This window comes from Treponema berlinense, from assembly GCF_052273165.1.
Lineage (GTDB): Bacteria > Spirochaetota > Spirochaetia > Treponematales > Treponemataceae > Treponema_D > Treponema_D berlinense_A.
In genome coordinates, this window is the sequence record NZ_DAVZIU010000001.1 from 60,608 (window position 1) to 85,283 (window position 24,676).

22 protein-coding genes are annotated in these 24,676 nt (G+C 39.9%); 16 read left to right on the forward strand and 6 right to left on the reverse strand.

Features of this window, described 5'->3' with window-relative positions:
- Window positions 1-18: 18 nt before the first annotated feature.
- The 5 genes from ACT6XC_RS00255 (at window position 19) to ACT6XC_RS00275 (ending at window position 4,284) form a co-directional block, all read left to right on the forward strand.
- Window positions 19-783 carry a transporter substrate-binding domain-containing protein gene (locus ACT6XC_RS00255; RefSeq protein WP_443740425.1) on the forward strand — a complete coding sequence of 255 codons (765 nt, stop codon included), beginning with the start codon at window positions 19-21 and terminating at the stop codon, window positions 781-783.
- A gap of 357 nt (window positions 784-1,140) precedes the next feature.
- Window positions 1,141-1,815, forward strand: coding sequence for an amino acid ABC transporter permease (locus tag ACT6XC_RS00260; protein ID WP_443738475.1), 675 nt, complete (start codon window positions 1,141-1,143; stop codon window positions 1,813-1,815).
- On the forward strand, window positions 1,802-2,542 hold the full coding sequence (locus tag ACT6XC_RS00265) for an amino acid ABC transporter ATP-binding protein (RefSeq protein WP_443740426.1): 741 nt from the start codon (window positions 1,802-1,804) through the stop codon (window positions 2,540-2,542). Before ACT6XC_RS00260 ends, ACT6XC_RS00265 begins: the two co-directional genes overlap by 14 nt.
- An 89-nt stretch (window positions 2,543-2,631) precedes the next feature.
- Window positions 2,632-3,216, forward strand: a complete 585-nt coding sequence (locus tag ACT6XC_RS00270) for an AAA family ATPase (RefSeq protein ID WP_443740427.1) — start codon at window positions 2,632-2,634, stop codon at window positions 3,214-3,216.
- A gap of 15 nt (window positions 3,217-3,231) precedes the next feature.
- Complete coding sequence (locus ACT6XC_RS00275; RefSeq protein ID WP_443740428.1) at window positions 3,232-4,284, forward strand: S66 family peptidase; 1,053 nt, start codon at window positions 3,232-3,234, stop codon at window positions 4,282-4,284.
- A 111-nt stretch (window positions 4,285-4,395) separates the two neighbouring features.
- Here the strand turns inward: ACT6XC_RS00275 and ACT6XC_RS00280 are convergent, their stop codons facing one another.
- The 4 genes from ACT6XC_RS00280 to ACT6XC_RS00295 form a co-directional block, all read right to left on the reverse strand.
- Window positions 4,396-4,794, reverse strand: a complete 399-nt coding sequence (locus ACT6XC_RS00280; RefSeq protein ID WP_443740429.1) for a hypothetical protein — start codon at window positions 4,792-4,794, stop codon at window positions 4,396-4,398.
- Between the two features lie 112 nt (window positions 4,795-4,906).
- Window positions 4,907-5,221 carry a Dabb family protein gene (locus tag ACT6XC_RS00285; RefSeq protein ID WP_443738479.1) on the reverse strand — a complete coding sequence of 105 codons (315 nt, stop codon included), beginning with the start codon at window positions 5,219-5,221 and terminating at the stop codon, window positions 4,907-4,909.
- A gap of 17 nt (window positions 5,222-5,238) precedes the next feature.
- Entirely contained in the window at window positions 5,239-6,858 is a 1,620-nt protein-coding gene (locus ACT6XC_RS00290; protein ID WP_443740430.1) for an NAD(P)/FAD-dependent oxidoreductase, read from the reverse strand.
- Between the two features lie 56 nt (window positions 6,859-6,914).
- Window positions 6,915-9,200: a methyl-accepting chemotaxis protein gene (locus ACT6XC_RS00295; protein WP_443738481.1), complete on the reverse strand. Its 2,286-nt coding sequence runs from the start codon at window positions 9,198-9,200 to the stop codon at window positions 6,915-6,917.
- 542 nt (window positions 9,201-9,742) lie between these two features.
- On the opposite strand from ACT6XC_RS00295, the gene ACT6XC_RS00300 reads away from it, so the two are divergent.
- From ACT6XC_RS00300 to rpsU, 5 genes are all read left to right on the forward strand, one after another.
- Complete coding sequence (locus tag ACT6XC_RS00300) at window positions 9,743-10,471, forward strand: IMP cyclohydrolase (RefSeq protein ID WP_443738483.1); 729 nt, start codon at window positions 9,743-9,745, stop codon at window positions 10,469-10,471.
- The gene (locus ACT6XC_RS00305) at window positions 10,471-12,192 is read left to right on the forward strand and encodes a B12-binding domain-containing radical SAM protein (RefSeq protein ID WP_443740431.1); all 1,722 of its coding nucleotides are present in this window, start codon (window positions 10,471-10,473) and stop codon (window positions 12,190-12,192) included. The genes ACT6XC_RS00300 and ACT6XC_RS00305 overlap by 1 nt, the downstream gene beginning before the upstream one ends.
- Before the next feature lie 330 nt (window positions 12,193-12,522).
- Window positions 12,523-13,101, forward strand: coding sequence for a DUF3793 family protein (locus ACT6XC_RS00310; protein WP_443738850.1), 579 nt, complete (start codon window positions 12,523-12,525; stop codon window positions 13,099-13,101).
- Window positions 13,098-13,490 carry a flavodoxin domain-containing protein gene (locus ACT6XC_RS00315; protein ID WP_443738849.1) on the forward strand — a complete coding sequence of 131 codons (393 nt, stop codon included), beginning with the start codon at window positions 13,098-13,100 and terminating at the stop codon, window positions 13,488-13,490. Before ACT6XC_RS00310 ends, ACT6XC_RS00315 begins: the two co-directional genes overlap by 4 nt.
- Before the next feature lie 99 nt (window positions 13,491-13,589).
- Window positions 13,590-13,796 (forward strand): 30S ribosomal protein S21, encoded by a 207-nt coding sequence (gene rpsU, locus ACT6XC_RS00320; RefSeq protein ID WP_078930978.1) that lies wholly within the window; start codon window positions 13,590-13,592, stop codon window positions 13,794-13,796.
- 170 nt (window positions 13,797-13,966) lie between these two features.
- On the opposite strand, the gene ACT6XC_RS00325 is transcribed toward rpsU, so the two are convergent.
- Together ACT6XC_RS00325 and ACT6XC_RS00330 are read right to left on the reverse strand one after the other, a co-directional pair.
- Window positions 13,967-14,371: an acyl-CoA thioesterase gene (locus ACT6XC_RS00325; protein WP_443740432.1), complete on the reverse strand. Its 405-nt coding sequence runs from the start codon at window positions 14,369-14,371 to the stop codon at window positions 13,967-13,969.
- 56 nt (window positions 14,372-14,427) lie between these two features.
- Complete coding sequence (locus ACT6XC_RS00330) at window positions 14,428-16,422, reverse strand: ABC-F family ATP-binding cassette domain-containing protein (RefSeq protein WP_443740433.1); 1,995 nt, start codon at window positions 16,420-16,422, stop codon at window positions 14,428-14,430.
- A gap of 161 nt (window positions 16,423-16,583) precedes the next feature.
- On the opposite strand from ACT6XC_RS00330, the gene ACT6XC_RS00335 reads away from it, so the two are divergent.
- The 6 genes from ACT6XC_RS00335 to ACT6XC_RS00360 all read left to right on the forward strand — a co-directional run bounded on the left by ACT6XC_RS00335 (window position 16,584) and on the right by ACT6XC_RS00360 (window position 24,573).
- Window positions 16,584-16,886 carry an ArsR/SmtB family transcription factor gene (locus tag ACT6XC_RS00335; protein WP_273066655.1) on the forward strand — a complete coding sequence of 101 codons (303 nt, stop codon included), beginning with the start codon at window positions 16,584-16,586 and terminating at the stop codon, window positions 16,884-16,886.
- Window positions 16,887-16,990: 104 nt separating this feature from the next.
- Window positions 16,991-19,135: a heavy metal translocating P-type ATPase gene (locus ACT6XC_RS00340; RefSeq protein WP_443740434.1), complete on the forward strand. Its 2,145-nt coding sequence runs from the start codon at window positions 16,991-16,993 to the stop codon at window positions 19,133-19,135.
- 250 nt (window positions 19,136-19,385) lie between these two features.
- Window positions 19,386-20,690 carry a pectate lyase family protein gene (locus tag ACT6XC_RS00345; RefSeq protein WP_443740435.1) on the forward strand — a complete coding sequence of 435 codons (1,305 nt, stop codon included), beginning with the start codon at window positions 19,386-19,388 and terminating at the stop codon, window positions 20,688-20,690.
- A gap of 214 nt (window positions 20,691-20,904) precedes the next feature.
- Window positions 20,905-21,900 (forward strand): alpha/beta hydrolase, encoded by a 996-nt coding sequence (locus tag ACT6XC_RS00350; protein WP_443740436.1) that lies wholly within the window; start codon window positions 20,905-20,907, stop codon window positions 21,898-21,900.
- Window positions 21,901-22,043: 143 nt separating this feature from the next.
- Entirely contained in the window at window positions 22,044-23,033 is a 990-nt protein-coding gene (locus ACT6XC_RS00355) for a pectinesterase family protein (protein ID WP_443740437.1), read from the forward strand.
- Between the two features lie 184 nt (window positions 23,034-23,217).
- The gene (locus ACT6XC_RS00360) at window positions 23,218-24,573 is read left to right on the forward strand and encodes a glycoside hydrolase family 28 protein (RefSeq protein ID WP_443740438.1); all 1,356 of its coding nucleotides are present in this window, start codon (window positions 23,218-23,220) and stop codon (window positions 24,571-24,573) included.
- The last annotated feature ends 103 nt before the right edge of the window (window positions 24,574-24,676 follow it).

The window sequence follows — 24,676 nt, forward strand, 5'->3', positions numbered from 1 at the left end:
TTTTAATGGAGGATTTTTATGAAAAAAGTTTTAAGTGTTGTTTTTGCGGTGGTTGCTGCTACTTCGCTTTTTATTGGCTGTTCTAAAAAAGACAAGGCTGCTGGCAAAAAAGTTTGGATTGTTGCAACTGATACAGTATTCCGTCCGTTTGAATACACTAACGAAAAAAATGAATTTGTTGGTATTGACGTTGATATTCTTGCTGCAATTGCAAAAGATCAGGGGTTTGACTACGATCTTCAGTCGCTCGGTTGGGATGCTGGTGTAGCTGCTGTTCAGGTTGGACAGGCTGACGCTCTTATTGCTGGCGCTACAATCAAACAGGAAAGAATCGACAGTGGATGGATTTTCTCTGACGGATATTATGATGCAACTCAGACTTTTGTAGTTACAAAAGACAGTTCAATTGCATCTTTTGCTGACCTTGCTGGAAAAAATGTTGCTGTTAAAAACGGAACTGCCGGTGCAGACTTTGCAAATTCTCTTAAGGATAAATATGGCTTTAAGATAACAGTTTTTGAAGATTCTCCGACAATGTATCAGGATGTAATCCTTGGAAACAGCGCTGCTTGTGTTGAAGATACTCCGATTATGGCAGACAACATTAAAACTGGCGGACTTGCTCTTAAAATTCCTGCTGGAATGGAAAGCGCAGGCGCTCCATACGGTTTTGCAATTATGAACAAAGAAAACCAGCCGTTGCTCGATATGTTCAATGCAGGACTTAAAAATATTAAAGAAAACGGCACTTATCAGGCAATTCTTGATAAATACTTGAAATAGTTTTTGCATTTACTGCAAAAAGGACTGTTTAAAACTTATTTGAAGCGGTTAAAAATCAATTCTAAAATTGTTTTTTTTAGCTCGAATATTGTTTTAGCAGTCCTTTTTTTATGTCTTAATAAAAATTTGTTTAATGGACAAGCGATTGGAGTACCGCCGAAGGCGTCGTTTTGCGCCGCAAAACGATGGAGCGCAAAGACGCGGAAGTACGGAAAGCGCGGTTTTTGCGTTTGCAAAAATGGCCCCAAAATCGTGCATCTTTTAGATTGAGAAATGGCGGATTTTTCGTTATAATATGGTAGAAAAAATATGAAATGTGGGTTTTTGCCCAAACACTTAGTTTTTTGAGGTTGCATTTTGATTTCGATTCTTCAGGTTTATTCGCTGATGCTTTTGCGCTCACTTGGCTATACGCTTGTTCTTTGTCTGTGGGCGTTGCTTTTTGCAATGGTTATTGGTCTTATTTTTGCTTTGTGCAATGTAAGTAACAGTAAAATTTTGAACGTTATTGGTTCGGTTTATGTCGATGCAGTGCGCGGGGTTCCGTTGATTGTTTTGGCGTATTTTATTTATTTTGGCGTGCCTCAGGCTTTTAGGCTAGCTGGGATGAACAATTTTAGACTTCCGGCATTGCAGGCTGGTACGATTGCGCTTGCGATGAACTGTGGTGCTTATATGGCGGAAATTTTTCGCGCAGGAATCGAATCAATTGATGTTGGACAGATGGAAGCGGGGCGAAGTCTTGGCCTTCCTTACGCAATAACAATGCGCCGTGTAATTTTGCCGCAGGCTTTTAGGGTAATGATTCCTTCAATCATAAATCAGTTTATAATCACCTTAAAAGATACATCGATTTTATCAGTAATTGGTTATCCTGAACTTACGAACATGGGAAAGACAATCAGTGGCAATACTTTTAAATCGCTTCAGACTTGGGCAATCGTTGGAATTATGTACATGGTCGTAATTGTTTCTCTGAGCAAAATTGCAAAAATTATTGAAAGGAGATTAAAGCGAAATGTTGAGCGATAAAGTAAAAATTCACGTTGAAAATCTTCGGAAAAATTTTGGTGATCTGGAAGTTTTAAAAGATATTTCGCTGGATGTTCACGAAGGCGAGGTTGTCTGCATAATTGGGCCGTCTGGTTCTGGAAAATCGACTTTTTTGCGATGTCTGAATCATCTTGAAGAGCCGACAAGCGGAAAAATTATTGTAAACGATACTGATATTACCGACAAAAAAGTAAATTTGAACAAGGTGCGCGAAAATATCGGAATGGTTTTTCAGCATTTCAATCTTTTTTCAAATATGAATATCATTAGCAATCTTATGCTTGCTCCGGCTGAACTAAAAAAAATGTCAAAGGAAAAGGCAAAGATTGAAGGAATGAAACTGCTTAAACGCGTTGGACTTGAATCAAAGGCTCTTGCTTATCCGCAGCAACTTTCAGGTGGTCAAAAGCAGCGTGTGGCAATTGCGCGTTCGCTTGCGATGAATCCGCAAATTTTGCTTTTTGACGAACCGACGAGCGCACTTGATCCGGAAATGGTTGGCGAAGTTTTGGAAGTTATGAAGGAACTTGCCCGCGGAGGAATGACAATGGTTGTCGTAACTCACGAAATGGGATTTGCTCGCGAGGTGGCAGATCGTGTTGTTTTTATGGACTGCGGTTTTATAATTGAACAGGGAACTCCAGAAGAAGTTTTAAAAAATCCGAAAGAAAAACGAACTCAAAGTTTTTTGGAAAAAGTTTTGTAGCAAATTTTGTTAAAAAACGTTGCGAAACAGCTTAAAAAAGCAATCTAAAAACGGAAGTTTTAATCTTGACTTTTTATGGGAGCATAAAATTGAAAAAAATAATTACAATAAGCCGCGAATTTGGTGCAGGCGGTTCAACAATCGGCAAAAAAGTTGCAGAAATTCTTGGTTATGAATATTATGACAAAAGCATAATTTTGCAGGCGGCAAGTGAAAAAAATATCGACATTTCTAAAGTTCTCAAAAGCGACGAAAAAGCGCCTTTTTTAACAGGATTTACACAGTCGCTTTTTGATTTTTACAATAAACCGATAAACGATCAGATTTTTGAAGCTCAAAAAGAAGTTATCCGCAAATTTGGAGAACACGGTCATTGTGTTATTGTCGGTAGAAACGCAAATCAAATTCTTCAGGAATTTGACGATAGCTTGCATGTTTTTATTCACGCAGATCCATGGTGGAGAGTTGAATATTTAAAAAACAACAGAATGCAGGATGTTTCGGAAGAAAAAATCATGAGGGATCTTGTAAGAGTTGACCGCAAACGTTGCAAATATTGCACTTACTACACAAATACCGAATTTGGCGATTCCAGATACTACGATTTGTGCTTGAATTCTGGAAAAATTGGACTTGATGAGTGTGCAAAACTCATTGTCGAGTTAAGTCGCTAAAAAGGATTCAAAAATATGCGTTTTCCAAAACCGTTAAAAAAAGGCGATACGATTGCCATTGTTGCTCCGAGTTTTGGCGCAACGACAGAACCTTACAATTCTCGCTTTAACGAGGCAGTTCGCCGTTTTAGGGAGTATGGATATAATGTGGAAATCGGCGGTTGTTGCTACAAGTCTGACGGTCTTGGAATTTCGACAGACCCAGAAACCGCCGCTGCTGAACTCCAAAAGTATTATTTAGACCCAAAAATAAACGCTGTTTTTAGTTGTGGCGGCGGTGAGCTCATGTGCGAAACCGTGAGTTACGTTGATTTTGAAAAACTCAAAACTGCCGAACCAAAGTGGTTTATTGGTTACAGTGACAATACAAATTTTATTTTTCCGCTTGTAACCCTCTGTTCTATTCCTGCAATCTACGGTCAAAACGCCACTGGATTTGGAAAACCCTGGGAACAGAGCGAACTTGATGCCTGGAACCTTCTCGAAGGAAAGAGTTTTACGGTCAGCGGTTATCCGAAATTTCAAAATCCAGATGTAGAGAGCGAAGATCCTCTTTCTCCTTATATTTTGACCGACAAAAAAGAACTTGTTTCTTATATTCCCTCTAAAAACGGAAACACCTTAAAACTTTTGTCGCTAGACGAAAAACTTGAATTTGATGGAACTATTTTGGGTGGCTGTCTTGACTGCATTGTCGGTTTGAGCGGCACTCGGCTGGAAAACGTTTGCCGGTTTAGCGAAGAGCGCAAAAAAATCATTTGGGTTTTGGAAAGTTGCGATTACAATCCAATGGACATTCGCAGGGCGCTGTGGCATTTAAAAGAAAGCGGCTGGTTTAAAAATGCAGCTGGTTTTGTTTTTGGGCGGCCACTTGCGGCTTTTCGGCAGAAAATAATGGGCGTAAATCAATACAATGCGGTTACAGGAATTTTGGGCGACCTTGGAGTTCCGATTGTTCTGGATGCCGATATTGGTCATATAGATCCGGCAATGCCCTTGATAATTGGAGCGGATTCAAAAATTTCTGTAAAAAATAACGAAATAAAAATCGAAATGAATATTTTATAAAAATTTATAAGCTGGGCTTCCACCGCTTTGCGGTGTCGGGTGTTTCGCCATTTCATTATAAGCGGGCTTGCCGCTTATAACGCTACGCGTGGCTACACCCCCTAAGCCGTTTTATTTTTTTACAAAAGTACCAATCAGACCGATAACCCAGCCCGCAAGAATTATATAAAAGCCAAAGCCTGTAATTTTAAACCAGTCTTTAAAAAAGTTTCCGCGTGCAAAAAAGATAAGTCCAAGCACAATAGAAGCAAGCAGACAAACTGTTTTTAACATGCTTGCATTAGAAACTACTTTTACAAAGCACAGGATAACTCCAACGGCTGCCGCAACAAACATTAAAAGTGCAAGCCACGAATCTAAATTGCTCAAATCCTTAAAAGCATCAACTATTGTAAAATCAATCTTTCCAAGAATACCAAGCGAAATTCTTATAATCGGTAAAAAGCTTCCGACTATAACTGCAATCATTCCAATTAAATAAAAAAGGTTAAAACTACTTTTTTTTGCCATAACGACTCCTCTTCTGATATGTTGTCTACAAAGCTTGCAATGCAAACACAGTTAAAATAATTTTAACACGAAAAATGTTTTTTTCAATTTTCATTGATCTATTGTCAATCTATTATTTTTTGAAAGGTTTTGTGTCGTCAAAGTCAAAAATCGTCTTTTCTTCAATAAATCTTGAATATTCACGTTTCCAGATTAAATGGGCATCGCTTGAATCGTAGGCTTCTAGCGCTTCTTTGTCCATGTCCATTTCAATCATAATGTCGGCACGATTTTCGCGTTTTATGCAACATTTGTAAATTTTTACGTAATGTACTCCGTTAATTTCTGTTGTTGCAGTATTAAACAGTTCCTGAATCTGCTCAATAAACGAATTTTCGATTTTTTTTGAAATTTCTGGAACAAATTTTACAAGAATACAGTGTTTCATTTTGGTTTCCTCCGTTTTTACTGCAGTTTGAGAGAATTTATTATTGCTCCGGCAACGCGTTCTCCGTCCATTGCCGAACTTCCAATTCCTCCAGAATATCCGCTTCCTTCTCCGCAAGGATAAAGGTTTTTAATTGCGGTACACTCCAAAGTGTCTTTATTGCGTAAAATTCTTACAGGAGTACTAGTTCTTGTCTCCGAGGCGATTAGAATTGCGTCAGGGCAAACAAAACCTTTCATGCTTTTGTTAAAATCCTTAAAACCTGCCTGTAATTTTTTACAAATATCTTTTGGGAGCCATTTGTCTAGTCTGCTCGAAACAACTCCTGGTTTATAACTTGTAATCGGAAGCGATTTTGATTCTTTTTCTTCAAGAAAGTCCGTTAGTCTTTGAGCTGGAGCAAACTGACCAGAACCGTTTTTGAAAGTTAATTTTTCGAGCCAGGTTCGCCAGTAAAGTCCAGCAAGCGCAGGACAGCCTTCTTCTTCTGCCTGTTTTTTAAATTCCTGGGGAATGTCTTCCGGTCTACGTTCAACGACAATCGCCGCGTTTGACCACTGGCTGTTTCGTCCAGAAGAACTCATTCCGTTTACGACAATCTGATCTTTTGCTGTTGCGCATGGAACGACAAAGCCGCCAGGGCACATGCAAAAACTGTAAACTCCGTGACCGTCAACCTGAGTTGTAAGGCGGTATTCGGCGGCGGCGGGCATTTGTTTTCCGTGGAATTGAATCGAGTCTATAATTGCCCGCGGATGTTCAACCCGAACTCCGACCGCAAAGGTTTTTGCTTCGAGCGCGTTTGGTGTAATTTTAGAAACCATCTGGTAAATATTTGCCGCAGAATGTCCAGTTGCAAGAATTATTGAATCTGCAAAAATTTCTTTTTCGTTTCCATCGGTAAGATTTTTGATTTTTACGCCAGTTGCCTTTAATTCATTATTTTGAGATTTTTTTTCTACGATTAAATCTGTGCAAAGTGAATTAAAATAAATTTCGCCGCCAAGTTCCACAATCTTTTTTTCCATGCGGTCAATAATTCCAGGAAGTTTATCTGTCCCAATGTGAGGATGCGCATCGGTAAGAATATTTGGATTTGCTCCAAATTCAACAAAAATTCTGTAAATTTTATAGATGTCGCCACGTTTGTTTGAGCGTGTGTAGAGTTTTCCGTCAGAGAAAGTTCCTGCTCCTCCAGAACCAAAGCAAAAGTTTGAATTTTCGTCCAAAATTCCATCTTTTGTAAGGTTTTCAATGTCGCCTGCCCGAACTTTTGTCGGATTTCCGCGTTCAATAATAATCGGCTTAATTCCTGCTTCGAAAAGCTTAAAAGCCGCGTAGAGTCCTGCCGGTCCGCAACCGATTATAACCACAGAGTGTTTTCCGTCAGCGTGTTGCCAGTTGAGAGCAATATTTTCTAAATCTTCCGGTTCTTCGCCAATGTAAATTTTGTAACGCATAACGAGCTTAATTTGGGAATGTCGTGCGTCAATTGATTTTTTTATAAAAACTGGGGTGATTTTCTGTCCGTTTACAGAAACTTTTTTTGTTTTAAGAGCCTGTCGAATCTTTGAGTCGATTTCGGCCTGATTTTTTTCGTCCTCTGGCATGAGGGTGATTGAAAGTTCACAAGTCATGCCGATATTATATTGGTCATCTCCAAAAAATGCAATTTTTAGAGTTTAAACATTAGTTAAACATGGAACAAATCAATCTGAGAACCGATTTTTAAGATTGAATTCTGCATTGCCTTGGAAATATCGCTCAAAGTTGTTCCGTTGCCACTAATCTGGTTTGCAGAAGTTGTCATTTCTATCATGCTTGATTTGATTTCTTTTGTTGCCAGTTGCAATTTTTTTACTTGATCTAAGATTATCTGGTTTTCTGCCGACATTTTTCCAGAAGAAACACGGACGTCCGACGTTGAATCGTTCATCATTTTGAGGGCATCTGTAATCTGATGGCTGCCGATTTCACTTTCTTCCATTGCACCTTTAATCTGCTGGACAAGCTGGTCTGTCTCGCTGATTTTTTTTGTTACTGACTGGAATGAATTTTTTGCTTCTGCCGAAGATACAACGACATTTTCAATCGAATTTTGAATTTTCTGAAGCTCATCGCGGATTTGTTTTGATTGGCGACTGGAACTTTCAGAAAGGTTGTGAATTTCATCTGCAACAACGCTAAAACCGCGACCTGCATCGCCTGCGTGTGCGGCTTCGATTGACGCATTCATTGCCAAAAGGTTTGTTTCGCTTGCAATTTTAGAAATAACCTTGTTTGCTTCCATGAGCATCTGGCTCTGTTCCTGAATCTGCTGAATCTGTTCGTCTACGCTGTTCTGTTTTTCAATTCCTGTAGTTGTGTCGTTTTCGAGAGCAACAAACGAATCGGCCATATGTTCAGTGCTTCTAGTGACAGAAGTAATGTTTCCGAGCATTTCTTCAACTGCTGCACTGGCCTGGGTAACTCCCGACGACTGGTTTTCAATCATTGCATTTAAGGCTTCGATATTTTGCGCAATCTGGTTTACCTTGTCTGCGGTTTCTTCGACAGATTTTCCCTGCACCTCAATCTGACTGCTTACTGTGCTTATATTGGAAATGATTTTGTTGATAGAAGAGCTTGTTTCGTGAGTTGTGTCCGCCATTTCTCCGTCAACTTTTGAAAGTTCGTCCTTCGATTCTTTTATCCGCATAATAATATGATGCAAATTTTCTGTAAAAGTGTTGAATCCCAGAACAACTTCGCCAACTTCGTCCTTTGCTTTTACTTCGATTCGCTTTGTTAAATCCGCAGCGCCAGAAGCAATTTCGATAATTGAATTTTTAAGGCGAATGAGAGGATGAACTAGTAGTGTCAGATAAATAGAAGTTACAACCAAAAGGGTGATTGCAATCATAATACTTATAAAACAAATCTGAAAAGCGCTCTTTTTTGCCGTCGAAACAATCTCTGTTTGGTTTATTGCAATTGCCAACGACCAGTTTGTGTGGTTAATCGGACAGTAGAAAACGTAATTTGTTGCATTTCGTTCACTGTCTTTGATAATTCCAGTTCCTTTTTGGCTCAAAATCATTTTTTGAGTCATTTCCTTATAACCTTTGTAGCCAGATTCTTCATCGCTCATTACGTAAAAATTCTTCATGATTTTTTCAGAATCTGGATGAGCGATAATATTTCCTTTTGAATCGATTGCGTAGGTAAAACTGTTGTCGTTAAAATTCGACTGTGTAATCTGATAATTCACCTTGCTCAAAGCGAGTGCGCCGACAATGACACCCCAAAACGACTTGTTTTTGTTTGTGACTGGAGCAGAAACATAAAAAATGTAGCCGATTCCGTCTGGAGAAGGCACAGGGTCAGAAATATATTGCTGTTTTCCGTTTGTGTAGATTGCCGTAAAAAAGTCTTCGTGTGAAATATCGGTGTAAGTTCCGTTAGAATCGTACATTTTTCCGTCTTGCCCGGCAATTCCGATAAAATCAAAACTTGGATCGATTAAATCTTTGTTTTCGGTCAGATAATTGCAGGCAAGTTCATAATCACCGGAAGTAAATGCCTCGCTGTTTGTAAAAATTCCAAAACTTTTAGAGAAAGAATCCAGCCAGTAAGTTAAACCGTCGGCTGTTCGTTCTGCAATTGTCGTAGAAAAATTTGTGTAAGTTTCGGTGTTGTCTTCTGCAATCGAATGAACCAGGAAAAACGAAAGCGTTGTAAATGAAAGCGCCAGAAAAATAAAAAGAACGACTGCAAATTTAAAGGCAATCGAGCACGTTATCGTTTTTACAGAAATTTTATGCTTAGATTTTTTTGCAGTTTTCTGCTTTTTTTGTTTAGATTTTTTTTCTGACGGCGCAGTTTCCAAAGCCTCCAAAACCTCGATGTTTTCGTCAGAAGAATTTTGTTCATTAAAAGCAGGATTTCCGGTAGAAATAATTCTGTCGTTTTCAAGTTCTGGATTAAAAGGTTCGTTCATACAATCCTCCAAATAAAGAGCAAACACTCACCCGTCATTTTTTTAATTGTCCAATATCTCTATTATCGTTTAAAAAAACATATCAATAAAGGAAAATAAACACTTTTTATCAAAATATAACCAAAAATTCCTTAAACTGTCAGTGTTGAAAAAAACACATAAACTGTAGATAATATAAGGACAAGCGGTTCTATTTTGAGTTTAAATTTTCCAGTCAAACCAAAACAATTTCTCAGGAAATTCGATAAAACAAAGTATTGTTTGGATTTTTTGAACTTCGACATTCAACCTGAAAAAATAAAATTATTAAATTTGGGTCATGCGGCTGTCCAGAAAACTTGTTTGCAGTTGTAATCGGCTTGTTAAAAAGGCAAAATTTCTGTATTTTGCGGTTTCGGCAGGCTCAACCGCGGCAAAAATAAATTTGGACAGCCGCACCGGGCTTTGCAGGGTTTCATTGTTTTGTTTGGTTTCGATAAACTCAACCGGCACAAAACAACGCTACGCGCCCTTCCAATCCCTTGCCCGAAAGGAATTTACTTATGAAAATCAATCAGCTCGAAAAGCTTTTGTCGCAGAATGAATATCCAGGACGCGGAATTGTTGCAGGTCTTTCAGAAGACGGAAAATATGCTGTCAGCGCATACTGGACAATGGGACGTAGCGCCGGAAGTCGCAATCGCATTTTTACAGTTGAAACAGAAGACGGAAGTGAAGTTATTCGCACAAAAGCATTTGATCCAAGTTTAATCGCAGGTGATCCAAGCCTTATAATTTATGCGGCAGTTCGTCAGTTCAAAAACAGTACAATCGTAACAAACGGCGATCAGACAGACACGATTTTTGAAGGCCTTAAAGAAGGCAAAACTTTTGAGCAGTCATTGCGTTCACGCAAATATGAACACGACGCTCCAAATTACACTCCGAGAATTTCTTCACTTTTAAATATAGAAAATGGTAAATTCGATTACGCAATTTCAATTTTAAAAAGCGATTCTGGAAATCCAGACAACACTTTAAGATTTACATTTACTTACGACAATCCTGTAAAAGGACAGGGAAGATTTATTCATACTTACATGGGAAACGGAAATCCTCTTCCGTCGTTTGAAGGTGAACCAGAAGTTGTAGAAATCAAAGGCAATATCGAAGAATTTACAGACAAAATCTGGTCAAGTCTCAACGAAGAAAACAAAGTAAGTCTTTTTGTCCGCTTTATTGACATTCAGACTGGAAAATTTGAAGAAAAAATCATCAATAAAAACAAATAATGCAAAAAGTTCTTTGCACAACGCTCTTAATAGAAAAGTCCCCTCAGGCTCTGCCCCTGGGGGTGGCTTGTATTGCTTCTGCTATAAAAAATGATGACCGCACAAAAAATTTTTACAATGTTGAATTGTGTGATTTTTGCAAGGAATCTTCCGAAATAAAAAAAATTTTATCTGAAGCAGAAATCGGAGCAGAAAAAAATTCCGGCGAAATGCAGACTGGCTCTTACATTGCTGAGCAACTGGCAAAAAAAAGTCCTCAAATTGTGCTTTTTAGCATTTACGTGTGGAATCATGTTGCCCTGGAAAATGCCGCTCGCTGCCTCAAAAAAATAAATCCTAAAATCATAACTATTGCTGGCGGTCCAGAAGTTACTGCAGATCCGTTTGTTTTTGAGGGATTTGATTACACGATTGCAGGAGCTGGCGAAGAGGCCGCAGTTTTGCTTTTGGAGGCGATTTTAAAAAATGACGGTGCAGAAAAACTGCCAGAAATCCCGGGGCTTTTCTTTTTGAACGGAAAACCTCAGGTATTCCAGTTTGCGAGAACTTCACCCTGCGCCTTAGAAAAACTTTCTTCCCCATATCTTGACGGCACACTCGACGTTGCAAAATACGGCGGCGCTTTATGGGAACTTGCCCGGGGTTGCCCTTTTAAGTGTTCATATTGCTACGAATCTAAAGGCGAAAAAAAAGTCGCATATTTTCCGATGGAACGAATCGAAAAAGAAATTGACCTTTTTGCCCAAAAAAAAGTTCCTCAGGTTTTTGTCCTTGATCCAACCTACAATGCGAGCAAAGAGCGCGCCATTCAGATGCTCAAACTGATTGAAAAAAAGACGCCGGATACTTTTTATTATTTTGAAGCGCGGGCCGAATTTATTGACCGCGAACTTGCAAAAGCGTTCAGCCGTGTGCGTTGTGCCCTGCAAATTGGAATGCAGAGCGCAGATCCGGAAGTCTTAAAAAATGTACATCGCACGCTCGACAAGAAAAAATTCAGCAAAAACATTGGTTATCTGAACGAAGTCGGCGTAACTTTTGGTTTTGACCTGATTTACGGATTGCCAGGCGACACGTTAAAAGGTTTTAAAAACAGTATTGATTATGCTCTCAGCCTGTACCCGAACAATCTCGAGCTTTTTTGTCTTTCGGTTCTTCCGGGAACAGATTTGCACGATTCTGCAAAAAAATTTGGAATGCTTTGGGAACAAAAACCGCCTTACAATGTTTTAAGAACACCTCAATTTCCAGAATCAGACTTGCAAAAAGCCGCTTCGCTTGCACGTGCGGTAAATCTTTTTTATACGCAGGGACGCGCAGTAAGCTGGTTTAACTGCATAATTTATCATCTGCACAAAAAGCCGAGCGTTTTTCTCGGAGAATTTGAAAAATATCTTCGCGAAGAAAAAATTATGCTTCCGCCCGAATCAAAAATGCCGCAGATTAGAAAATTGCAGAAAGATTTTATAAAAAGACAATTTGAACAAAATCACCTGTCAAAATACATAAATATAGTCAGCGATATGATAGAACTTTACGGCGCTTTGAGCGATGCAGACGGCGACTGCCAGACATCAACCATAAAATTGCACTATTGGCCAGAAGACGTACTCTCAGAATACGCAATGGATTTACCATTTTTTTGCGCAAACGCCGAATTCCATCCATGCAAAGTAAAAGTTCAGCCATCTCCCGACGGCGCCGTGTTCAAGATTGAATAGTTCTATGTAACATAGAAATGGACCATATTTTGCGCTCAAGCCGGCTTTTCACGGTTCCGCTTTCGCTTCATCCGCCAGGGCGGACGCATTCGCGCCGTTACAATCCGGGGTATGTTTTTTTCTAAAAATCAAATTTTCTGGTTTAAATTCTTCAAAAAAGTAAAATTCTAAAAAAAAAAGAAAATTCAATTGACATAAAAATATTGTTAGTGTATGCTAACAAACGTAGTTAGCCTGTGCTAATCTAAGTGTACCTCGTGGCAGTACGATTCTTAAGTTCTGACTGTTTCTCTGGAGTGTTGTACTGCCATATTTTTTTTGGAATTTTTGATGGGATTTGAAGAAACTGTAATTCATTGCAGCGCTCCTGCGCTCTGCGGAATAAAACCTGCGAGCCTTTTTAGCCTTAAAAATGAATTTTATTCAATTAATAGAAGCCTGCTTTTTTCCTGGCGTAAAAATTTTTCAAAAGACAGGCGTTTTTTTGTTATCCTTAAAAAAGAAGACGGACGGGTTTTGATTTTTGTTTACGATAAAAGCTTGCTTGAAGAAGTTTGTTCCAAAAAGAAAAACCAGGAATACTTAAAAACGAAAGGTTATGAAGTTGAAAAAGGTTTTAATTCAATTTTGACCGAACTTTTGTTTCGGCTTGCCCACGAAAATTCTTTTCCGCACGAAACTGGACTTTTTTTGGGTTATCCGCTCGAAGATGTCATAGGTTTTGAAACTCAAAATGCCAAAAACTGTGTTTTTAGCGGATTTTGGAAAGTTTATGGAGATAAGCAGGCTGCGCTTGATTTAATGAAAAAGTACAGGCTCTGCACAGAAATTTGTATGTCGTGGTTCAGGCAGGGACTTAGCGTTCCTCTTGCCGCACAAAAATATAAAAAAATGGAGGAAAATTTATGAAAACAGCAATTGTTTATTCTTCAACAACAGGAAATACGGAACAGCTTGCAAATGCAATTAAGGAGGCGGCGCCGGATGCGTATTTTAGCACTGCCGATGTAGCCGACCCTTCAGAAGTTCTTTCTGCGGAGCTGATTCTTTTGGGAAGTCCTGCAATGGGCGCCGAACAGCTTGAAGACTCAATGGAAGAATTTTTTTCGGGAATTGAAGGTCAGATTTCTGGAAAAACCATAGGTCTTTTTGGCTCGTACGACTGGGGCGACGGTCAAATGCTCAGCGACTGGGGCGAACGTGTAAAAGCGGCCGGAGCAAAACTTAAGGGAATTGCAAAAGCTCAGCTTGCTCCAAATTCTCAGGCTCTTGAAGATGTAAAGGCGCTTTTAAACTAGTTTTTTTGAAATTTGAGCGGTTGATATGTTGAATTCATTTTGAATTTTTCATATACTAATCGAACTTATCGGAACACCGAGGAAAGGAGGTGAAATTACATGGCAACAATCGTTGTAGACGAGTCAGAGAACCTCGAAAAAGCAATTAAACGCTTTAAGCGCATGGTTGAAAAAGAGGGCATTGTTCGTGAATGTAAACGCCGCGAATACTATGTAAAGCCTTCTGCAGAAAATCATCAGAAGAAAACTGCTTTGGAACGCAAACTTTTTAACAAAAGACGCAAGTCAGAAAAGAAAGATTACTAGTTCTTAAAGTGAACGGGCTGCTCAAAAGAGTGGCCTTTTTTTATTTATATAGCAAACAAAAAATAACGGAAGAATACAGGTTTTACGGCTGGAAGGTGTCGGATTTACGATAAATAAAAATGACCGTTGGTTTTAAGCGAATGAAGTTTGTGTCCAGCGGTCATTTTTGTTTAGTTTGATTCTGGTTTAAGACCATCTACCATAAATTCTGGCGGAATTTTTGACGGATGAGCTTCGTGGTTTACGCAGGCCCAGGTTACGTCGGCTTCGGCACTGATTTGACCGTCCGGTTTTTTGATAATCTGGTGCATTGTTCCAGAAACTGCGCCCATTTTGATTGGCCAGGTTTCGATTGAAAGTTCTTCGTGCATTTTTGCAGAAACTTTGTAGTGAATGTCTACGTGGGTTACAAAAAGATAGTAGCCTGCATTGAAGATTCCGTCATAGTTAAAACCGATTTTTTCCAGAAAGTCCATTCTGGCGGTTTCCAGATAGTTTAAGTAAACTGCATTGTTTACGTGGTTATAAGAGTCGCATTCGTAGGGACGAACTTTTAATACTGTTGTAATTTTCATAATGAAAAAAGTGTAACATAAAGTAAAAAAAATATAAAACGCATTAAAGCGCGGTTTTAATTTTCTGACAGTTCTGCCAGTTCGCCCCAGCGTTCATAAGCCTGGTTTAGGCGTTCTTCGGCTTTTGTGTATTCTTCGCCGGCTTTGCGCGCTTTTGTAAAATCAGAATCGGCCATTTGCGTTTCGAGAACGGATTTTTTTTCTTCGAGTTCGAGAATTTCATTTTCGAGAGCCTCGAATTCTTTTTGCTCTTTATAAGTGCGGCGGCGCGGTTTTTCTGGCGAGCAGGCGTTGCGGGCGGCGTCTGAGCCCGCAGAAGGGGTAGCGGACAAGCCGATTCGTGGAGCGGATTGGCTTGGGAGCGAGGGGAAGTCTTTCCCCTTTGCATTTTGGGACTGTTCTTTCTTTTTTTCTTCCAGGGTTTGCAGGTATTCGGAACATTTGCCGACAAAACCGCTTATGCTGCCGTCTTCTTCCATTATGAAAAGTGTGTCGGCGATTTTGTCCATAAAATAGCGGTCGTGGCTTACGATTAAAAGACAGCCCTGGTAGTCGGTAAGGAACTGCTCGAGAATGTTCATTGTAAAAATGTCAAAGTCGTTGGTCGGTTCGTCGAGGACGAGAAAATTTGGGTTTGTGATTAAGAGACGTACCAGAAAAACGCGTTTTCGCTCGCCTCCGGAAAGTGTGGAGAGCATTGAATGTTGAATTTTGCCTTCAAACCCGAATTCGTTTAAGAATTGGGAAGCGCTCAGGTCTTTTCCGTTGTTGCGGTGTACGATTTCGGCCGCTTCTTTTATGTATTCGAGGACTGTCAGGTTTAGGTTTGGAAAAACCGGATTTTGCTGGTAGTAGCCGATGAATGTGTTTTCGCCTTTTTCGATTGTGCCGGTGTCTGGCGGAATTGTTCCAGTTATGATGTTTAGGAGTGTGGATTTTCCTGAGCCGTTGTTTCCGAAGATGCCGATTTTTTCGCCTTTGTTAAATTTGTAGGAAAAATTTTTGAGCACTGGCGTGAAGTTTTGTGCGGTTGAATCGCCGGCTTCTTTTTCGCCGACGTAGCCTTTTGGAAAATTTTTGGAAATATTGTGCAGTTCGAGGATTTTGCCTCCTAGACGGCGACCCGCCACTTCAAACGAAAATCCCTTGTCCTGCGAGAATTTTTCGCGGTTTATGAGGGCGTTGTCGCGCTGGATTCTGGCTTTTGCCTTTGTGCCTCGGGCGCATGGACCGCGCATGAGCCAGTCGCGTTCAATTCGGAGGACTGATTCTATGCGGCGTTCTGTATTTTGTTCGATTTCGAGTTCAATTTGCTTTTTTTCGAGATAAGTTGAATAGTTGCCTTCGTAAAGTTTGAGGCGTTTGCGGTCAAGTTCGTAAATGCTGCTACAAACTGCATCCAAAAAATAGCGGTCGTGGGTTACCATAAGGACTGTGCGTTTTGTTTCGTGCAGATAATTTTGCAGAAAGTAGATTGTTTCGATGTCGAGGTGGTTTGTTGGTTCGTCGAGGAGAAGGAGTTTTGTGTCTTCGACAAGAACCTGCGCAAGAGCGACTTTTTTGAGCATGCCGCCGGAAAGAGTTCCCATTTTGCGCGTCATATCTTTGATTCCGAGAGTGCTCAAAATCGAGCGGACTTGAGATTCGTAGTTCCAGAGAGAGCCTTTGTCCATTTCGAGAGTAAGATTGTCGAAGCGGTTTTGTTGTTCCTGGTTAAAGCCTTTTTCCATTAAGAGGCAAAGTTCTTCGTATTCGCGGATTTTGGAAAGTTTTGGGCTGTTTGACTTAAAAATATGCTGTTGAATTGTGTCGTTTGCGTCAAAATGCGGATTTTGGCTTAAAAAACTTACTCCGCTTTCTTTGTTTATAACGACAGTTCCTTCGTCTGGTTCGAGAACTCCGGCGATTGTAGAGAGGAGTGTTGATTTTCCAGTTCCGTTGCGGCCGATGATTGCGGCTTTTTCGCCTTCGTTTAAGCCGAATGTTACTCCAGTAAATAAAGGACTTTCGCGTCCGAGTTTTGCAAGGTTGCTGATAGATAAGATATTCATAAAACGCTCCTGACGCACGGAAAAATTTGCACGAAGAGTAAAAACTGTGCAAAAAAAATATAGCAAATTTTTGGAATTTTGTTGACAGGAGAGAAAAAGAAAAGTATAAATAAATTATGAACATTTGAACAATTATTCAAATGTTTGAAAGCAGGTGGTTTATGGAAGACGAAATTAAAATGCCGGACGAAGATGTTTTGATTGACCTTGCCGAACTTTTTAAGATTTTTGGAGATTCGACGCGTGTAAAAATTCTTTTTGGCTTACATGACGGAGAAAAATCTGTTGGTGAAGTTGCATCCTTGCTTGGAATGACGGACAGCGCAATCAGTCATCAGCTTAAAATTTTAAAAGACAGCAAGCTTGTGCGCGGACGACGTGACGGAAAACAGATTTATTATTCTTTGGACGACGACCACGTTCTTTCGATTTTGAACCAAGGAATAGAGCACGTTTGCGAGTGATTTTTGATTTTTATCATAGCAGTTTGTTCAAGCGTTGTTTTTACAAATTGTGATTCTTGCCATTTGTGGTTTGCCGTTAACGCGGAGTTTTATTGGAGGATTTTATGGAAAAATTGATGGAAGATTTTGAAAAAAATAATTTGGAAGAAAAAAACAGAGCTGACGGATGTCAAACAGAAGAATGTAAAAATGAGCACGAGCATCACCGTCACAAACATTCCTGCCCTTGCTGCCACAATCACGATTGCGACGATGAAGAAGGTGAACACGAAGAAGAAGGCGAACTTTCGCTCAAAAAAATAATTTGCGCGATTGTGCTTTTTTGCGCTGCTCTTGCGGTTGAGCATCTTTCGGTTTTTAGACAGATTCTGGGGGCAATTCAATTTGGCTCGATTGGAATGCAAAGGCTTGTTTTTCTTGTTTTGTATTTTGTGGCGTACATAATTTGCGGAAAAAATGTTATAAAATCTGCCGTAAAAAATATTTTGCACGGTGAAATTTTTGATGAAAAATTTTTGATGAGCATTGCTTCTGTTGGAGCGATTTTTGTAGGCGAAATTGGCGAAGCCGTTGCCGTAATGATTTTTTACAATCTCGGGGAATTTTTTCAGGATTATGCCGTTGATAAAAGCCGAAATTCAATCAGCGCGTTGATGGATATTCGGCCGGATAAGGCTTTTGTTGTCCGCAACGGAAAAGTTGAAGAAGAAAAACCAGAAAATGTAAAAATCGGCGAAATAATCGAGGTAAAACCTGGTGAAAGAGTTGCGCTCGACGGCGAAATTGAAGAAGGTTCGTCATTTATGGACACGAGCGCGTTGACTGGAGAAAGCGTTCCTCGAAAAGTTGAGAAGGGAAGTGCAATTTTGGCTGGATTTGTAAACAGCGAGGGCGTTGTAAGAATTCGCGTTACAAAAACTTATGGCGAAAGCGCAGTCACAAGAATTTTGGAATTGACGGAAAAAGCTGCCGAAGCAAAAGCAAAAAGCGAAAAATTTATTACCCGTTTTGCAAAATACTACACTCCAATCGTTTGCATTCTCGCTCTTTGCGTTGCAGTTCTTCCGCCGCTTGCGCTCACTGTCTTTGCGCCGGAAATTTTTGCTCAGTACGGCTGGCACACTTGGATTTACCGTGCACTTATGTTCTTGGTTGTAAGCTGTCCTTGCGCTCTTGTAATTTCGGTTCCGCTTTCGTTTTTTAGCGGAATTGGAGCTGCAAGCCGGCATGGAATTCTCATAAAAGGAAGCAATTATATAGAAGCCTTGAGCAAAGTTGATACTGCTGTTTTTGACAAGACAGGCACGCTCACAAAAGGAACATTTGCGGTTTCAAAAGTGTTTGCGGTTGAAGGCGTGGGCGAAGATGAACTTTTGGCACTAGCGGCTCATGCAGAATACTATTCGGTTCATCCAATCTCAAAATCTCTCTGTAGCGCACACCAGAAAATGAATTTAAAAAACGGACTCGACAACAGTTGCTGCGAGCTTTGTATTCGCAAAAATTCCCGGGAAATCAGCGGCCACGGAATAAAAATCGAACTCGACCAGAAAACAGTTCTTGCAGGAAACGAAAAACTTCTGGAAAAAGAAAATATTCAGATTGACCCAAAAATCAAAATTCAACTGGAAGAAAAAAAACTTGCCGGAACAACTGTTCATGTTGCAGAAAATGGCGTTTACAAAGGCTGCATAGTCATAAGCGATGAATTAAAAAAAGATGCAAAAAAAACAATAGGCGCTCTCAAAAAATGTGGCGTACGGCAGACAGCAATGCTGACCGGCGACAACCAGAAAACAGCCCAAATTGTTGCAGGCGAACTTGGAATCGACCGTCTTTTTGCAGGACTTTTGCCGGAAGACAAGGTAAACCGCGTAAAAGAACTCATTGAACAAAAAACTCAAAAAAAAGGCAGTCTTGTGTACGTTGGCGACGGAATCAACGACAGTCCGGTTCTTGCCTGTGCAGACGTTGGAGTAGCAATGGGCGCGCTTGGAAGCGATGCTGCAATCGAAGCGGCAGATGTAGTCATAATGGACGACAAACCGGAACGTTTAATCGACGCTATTAAAATCAGCCGCAGTACAATGGCGGTAGTCTGGCAGAACGTTGTTTTAAGTCTCGGAATAAAAGTTGCAATAATGGTTCTGGGTACACTCGGCGTAACAGGAATGTGGCTGGCCGTATTTGGCGACGTAGGAGTAACATTTTTTGCTGTCTTAAATGCAATGCGAATCTTAAGAAAATAAAAAGGGGCTTCCGGCGGTTTGCCGCCGTCAGGCTTTCCGTACTTCCGCTATCGCTCCATTCGACGCAGCAGGCTGCTTACGAACGCCTTTGGCGGTACTCCAATCCTTAAGCCGGATTTTTTGATTTGATAGACATTTTATTGTTTACCTCATAATTTTTTATAATAACTTGTTTTTTACAGATTTGTTGTGTCTTAGATTTTATCTTCTCGCTACAATATCTGTGTTTGGAGAGTTTCTGGAGTTTTTTATGAAAAAAAAATTTATCAGTGTTGTTTGTGTTGCACTTTTTTCTGTTGCGGGACTTTTTGCCACTCAAATTTCTGCCAATGACAAAGCTGACGGCTGGGCTTCTTTTGCCGGTACAAAAGATCTTTCCGGAAATGCCGTTGTTCCACCGTCGGCTTACGGTACAAATGGCGGAGAAGGCGCTTCTGTCGTTTTGACTGTTACTAACCGCAACGAACTGCTTTCTGCCTTAAAACAAGGCGATCGCCGGATTATCTATGTAAAAGGTATAATCGACATGACAGACACTGGTAGCGGTTCTCTTTTGCCAGAAACAGTAAACGGTTCAACTGCCCAAATGGACAAACTCTTAAAAGAAAAAACAGCCGGAACTGTTCTTCCTGTAAATTCTTACAAAGAATGGAAAGAAAAATACACTGCAAGTTTTAATTACGATGAGGATCAGAACGGAAAAATTGCAGAACTTCGTACTGAACTCAACAATTACTGGCGCGAACTTGTGCTTTTGCGTTTGCAGGACAATACGACTTTAATTGGTCTTGACGAAAATTCTGGAATTACAGGCGGAAGCGTGAGTATTAAAAAGGTGCAGAATATAATTGTAAGAAATTTGAGTTTTACAAACTGTTACAATCCTTTTCCAAAAATTGAAGAATCTGACGGCTTAAATGCAGATTTTGACTGTATTGCAATTCAAAATTCGAAATACGTTTGGATAGACCATTGTTCTTTGAGTCCGAGATTTAGCCACAAAGAAGTTGAATCTGACAAATACCTTACAAAAGACGGAAAAAGCGTAAAATGGCAGGTTTACGACGGACTTTGCGATATTACGAATACAAATGATTTTGTTACGGTAAGTTGGTGCAAATTCTACAACCAAGACAAAACTATGCTGATTGGAAACAGCGACAAAAAAACTGTCGACAGACTTCATCAGACAATTACACTTCACCACAACTGGTACGACAAATGTACTCAGCGTCTTCCAATGGTTCGTTTTGCAACAATACATATTTACAACAATCTTTATACAAACACAGAAAGCCGCGGAATTGACCGCCGCGCAGAATGTCGCATTTACAGCGAAGCAAATTCTTTTGCAGACAAAGAAAAGTCTGTTACTTCAAACACTTTTGGCTCAATGTACGATGTTGCGAGCAAAAATATAAAAACCGCTGGACTTTCGCAAAAACCGGAATGGATTCCTGCTGATTATTATTCTTACAAGGCTGACAGCGCAGAAAACGTTGAGCAGATTGTAAAAGCCGGTGCCGGAAACGGAAAAGTTCTGGTAAAAAAATAAAATGAACTTTTCAAGTAAAACTTAGCCCCGGCTGTAGCCCCGAAGTTTTCAGGGTGGTTTTTAACCGCCCTGAAAATGCAGCGAAAGCGGAAGGGCGCAAGACGGGTTAGAAGGCTGATTGTGCTCCAAAAAACTTTTAAAAATTTTTAATTGACCAGCAAAAAAACTTCTTTTGAGGTTTCCATAAAGTGCAAATTTGTTACATAATGCGTATATGAAAAAAAATGTTTCTAAATATGCAAAAATTGCTGGAATTATTTGTGGAATTGTAGTTGCGGTTGTCGCTATTTTTAACATTTGCATTTACAACTTTGTTTTTCTGCCGAATTTTAGCCGGGCTACAAAAGAGCGCACTGTCGAGCACGAAATTAAATTTTATGCTGGCGAAGAAAATTACAAGCGTCATCTTGCCGACAGCGAATATATTGATTCTCTAAATCTTCCTTTAATTGAAATTACGAGTTTTGATTCTTTAAAATTAAAAGCTCTTGTCTGGAATTCCGAAAATTCTTCTTCTTGTCGTGGAACTGTTCTTTTAATGCACGGTTTTCAGTCTGGACCTGTGCGGGAATTTGCGACGATTGCCAGATTTTTTCATAAGATGAATTTTAACGTTGTTATGCCTTATCAAAGGTCGCATGGTTTGAGCGAAGGAAAATTTATTACTTTTGGAATAAGGGAACGTTATGACTGTCGTGGCTGGATGTTAAAAATCAATGAAATTTACGGCAACGACTTGCCGCTTTTTGTCGGCGGAATTAGCATGGGTTGTGCAACTGTCACAATGGCTTCCGGGCTGGATTTGCCGTATAATGTGCGAGGAATCATTGCCGACTGCGGATTTACCGAACCTTACGAAATCGTGCGTTGGACGATGACGAACGAAATGCACATTTGGCCAGGAATTGCAAAAATTCTTCTTGATTCTGCCGGCTGGTACTGCAAAAAAATTGGCGGTTTTGGATTAAAAGAATATTCAACCTTAAAAGCTCTCGAAAAAACTCAGTTGCCGTTTTTGTTTATGACTGGAACCGACGACCATACTGTTCCTTACGAAATGACAGTAACGAATTTTATGCTTTACAAGCAGCGTTTTCCAGAAAAGACAAAACTTGTTCTTTTTGAAAACGTTCCTCACGCAGTTTCTTATATTGTGGATTGGGACAGATACGAAAAAGAACTGACAAAATTTGTCGAAAAATATAATTAAAAAAGCGAATGGGTTTTTGAAGTTGCATTTTTGCTTTATTCTTGTTGTGTGGAAATGAAGTTTTGCAATTTTTGAAAATAAAGACAAGTGTGTGCTTTTAGCGCATAATATAATCAACAATTATAAAAGTAAGGATGTTTATTATGGTTGAATTTAAAATTGCTCCGTCGAATACGGGAATAATTGCCCAGACTTTTAAGAAAATTAAGGAAATAACGGCCAGCGGTTCGATTGATATTGATACGCCAGTGCGCATTTTGCTTGCTGCCGGAAAATATCCTGGAATACTTTCGTATAATCTTCCAAATCCGCTGATTCTTGAAGGAATGGCTGGAACAAAACCAGAAGATATTGTCTTGCTTGCAGAAAATTGCGAGGCTTTTCATAAGGATACAGAAAATCGTGCTGTTTTTGTGATCGGACCGAATGCGTCTGAAGTTACGTTGCGCGGTTTTACGATTGAAAATACCCACTTAAAAACTTGCGATGACGCTTCTTTGGGAAATCAGGCGGAAGCGTTATGTTTTCATAACCAGAACGGAAGCCTTTTGTGCCAGAACATGCGGTTTATAAGCCGTCAAGACACAGTTCACGTAAAAGGTTTTAGCCGTTTTGAAGATTGCTACATTACCGGCGACATTGATTTTATCTGGGGATATTGCGACACTTCGGTTTGGGTAAATTGCAAAATTCATACAAGGGAAGACAACCGTCCTGGAGTCAGACCTGCTTATGTTGTTCAGAGTCGCGCGCTAAATTCAAGACCAGGATTTATTTTTGTGGACTGCATTTTTACGGCAGACAAAAGACCTGAAGGAAGCGAACTTTGGATTGGAAGAAGTCAGGGAACTGGAACAAAAGACAGTGTTGACCGCTGGGACAGCATTGCCTTGATTGACTGCAAGATTGACGAAAATTACGATGATAGAATTTGGACGGACGAAGACGGCAAAAAAACGGTTTATCCTGAGAAAGGCTGCAAAGATTTTGGTTGGCGGGAATTTGGCATAAAGCGCATAAATTCAAATGGCGACGAAATAGCAGACAATACGGAAGTTAGAAATCCGCACGGATATTTTATGAAAAAAGAGGAAGCGGATTCACTTCGCGATGAATTTGCGCCATCGGTTTAGGGTGCGGTTTATTGAACAAAACCGCGTATTTATTCAAAATTACTTCTTTTTAAAGTCTTGCCGTAAGTTTTGCGGTCAGCAATAATGAAAGAAGCTTTATTTAAGCAGCGTCGGAAAAATTTAAATTGAATAAAAGCTGTCAAAATAAAAAGTGATTATTAAAAATGGAGGATTTTCAGACAAAATGAAAAATTTGAACCTAAAAGATTTCGGTGCAAAACCGGACGGTGTTTTTAACAACGGAGAAGCTTTTAAAACTGCGTTTGAAGAAATTGCAAAAGACGGAGGAGGAAAGCTTACTGTTGATGCTGGAAACTGGCTTACAGGTCCAATCGATATTCCGTCGGATACGACACTTGAGCTTTCTGAAGGTGCAAGAATAGTTTTTGTTGATGATCCAGCTTTGTATCCTCCTGCATTTACCCGTTGGGAAGGCGTAGAATGTTACGGAATGCATGCTCTTGTTCGTTCTGCCGACTCAAAAAACGTAAAAATCACTGGAAAAGGCACAATTGACGGCAATGGCGAAAAATGGTGGAAAACCGTAAAAGACAAAAAAGCACGCAAGCAGTCAAAACCAGAAGAACCGTACGAAATCGCGCTTGCAAAATTGAATCCTGGCTACGAAAATCAGGCTGGCGGTGGCGGTGGACGCGAAACTCAGTTCTTGCGCCCGGCTCTTATTGAATTTATTAACTGCGAAAACGTTGTTCTCGAAGGAATTAAAATTGTAGATTCTCCTTTCTGGACAGTTCATCCGATTTATGTAAAGAATCTCACTCTCGAAAAAATTCACATCGAAAATCCATATTCTGCACCGAACACAGACGGAATTGATGTTGATTCGTGCGAAAATGTAAAAATCACTGATTGTTTTGTTTCTGTTGGCGATGACGGAATTTGTATAAAATCTGGTTCTGGTCCTGACGGAATTCGCGTAAACCGCCCAACTGTAAATGTTGAAGTAAAAGGTTGTACAGTAAGAAACGCACACGGTGGAATTGTTCTTGGTTCGGAAACTGCTGCAGGAATGAGCGGAATTCACGCAAGCGACTGTGATTTGTCGGGTACAGACCGTGGAATCCGCATTAAATCTCGACGTGGACGCGGTGGCGACATTAACGATATTGAATTAAAAAATCTCGTAATGAACGACACTCTTTGTCCGATTGCAATGAATATGTACTACAAATGTGGAATTACAGACACAAAATCTCCGCTCTTCAGTCTCGAAAAAATGCCTGTAACAAGCGAAACTCCTAGAATTCACAATGTAAAAATTATTGGCTGTAAGGGAACTGGCTGTAAGGCAAGTGCTGGATTTATCGTTGGCTTGCCAGAAATGCCGATTGATAACCTCGAAATCCGCGACTGCCATTTTACGACAGATGAAAATTCTGATCGCTCACCAATGGAAAGCGATATGTTTTATGGATTGCCAGAAGTTAGCGTAAAAAGTTTTCGCGTAAGAAATGCTCCAGGCGCTAAATTTGAAAATGTAACAATCGAAGGTCCAAAAGAAACCTTTATTTACGAATAATTTTTCTTTTGGCAAATTACCGAGTTCAAAATTGAACAAAAAGACTAGAAAACGATAAGTTTTCCGGTCTTTTTGTATATGCAAGGGATTATTAAACTTTATT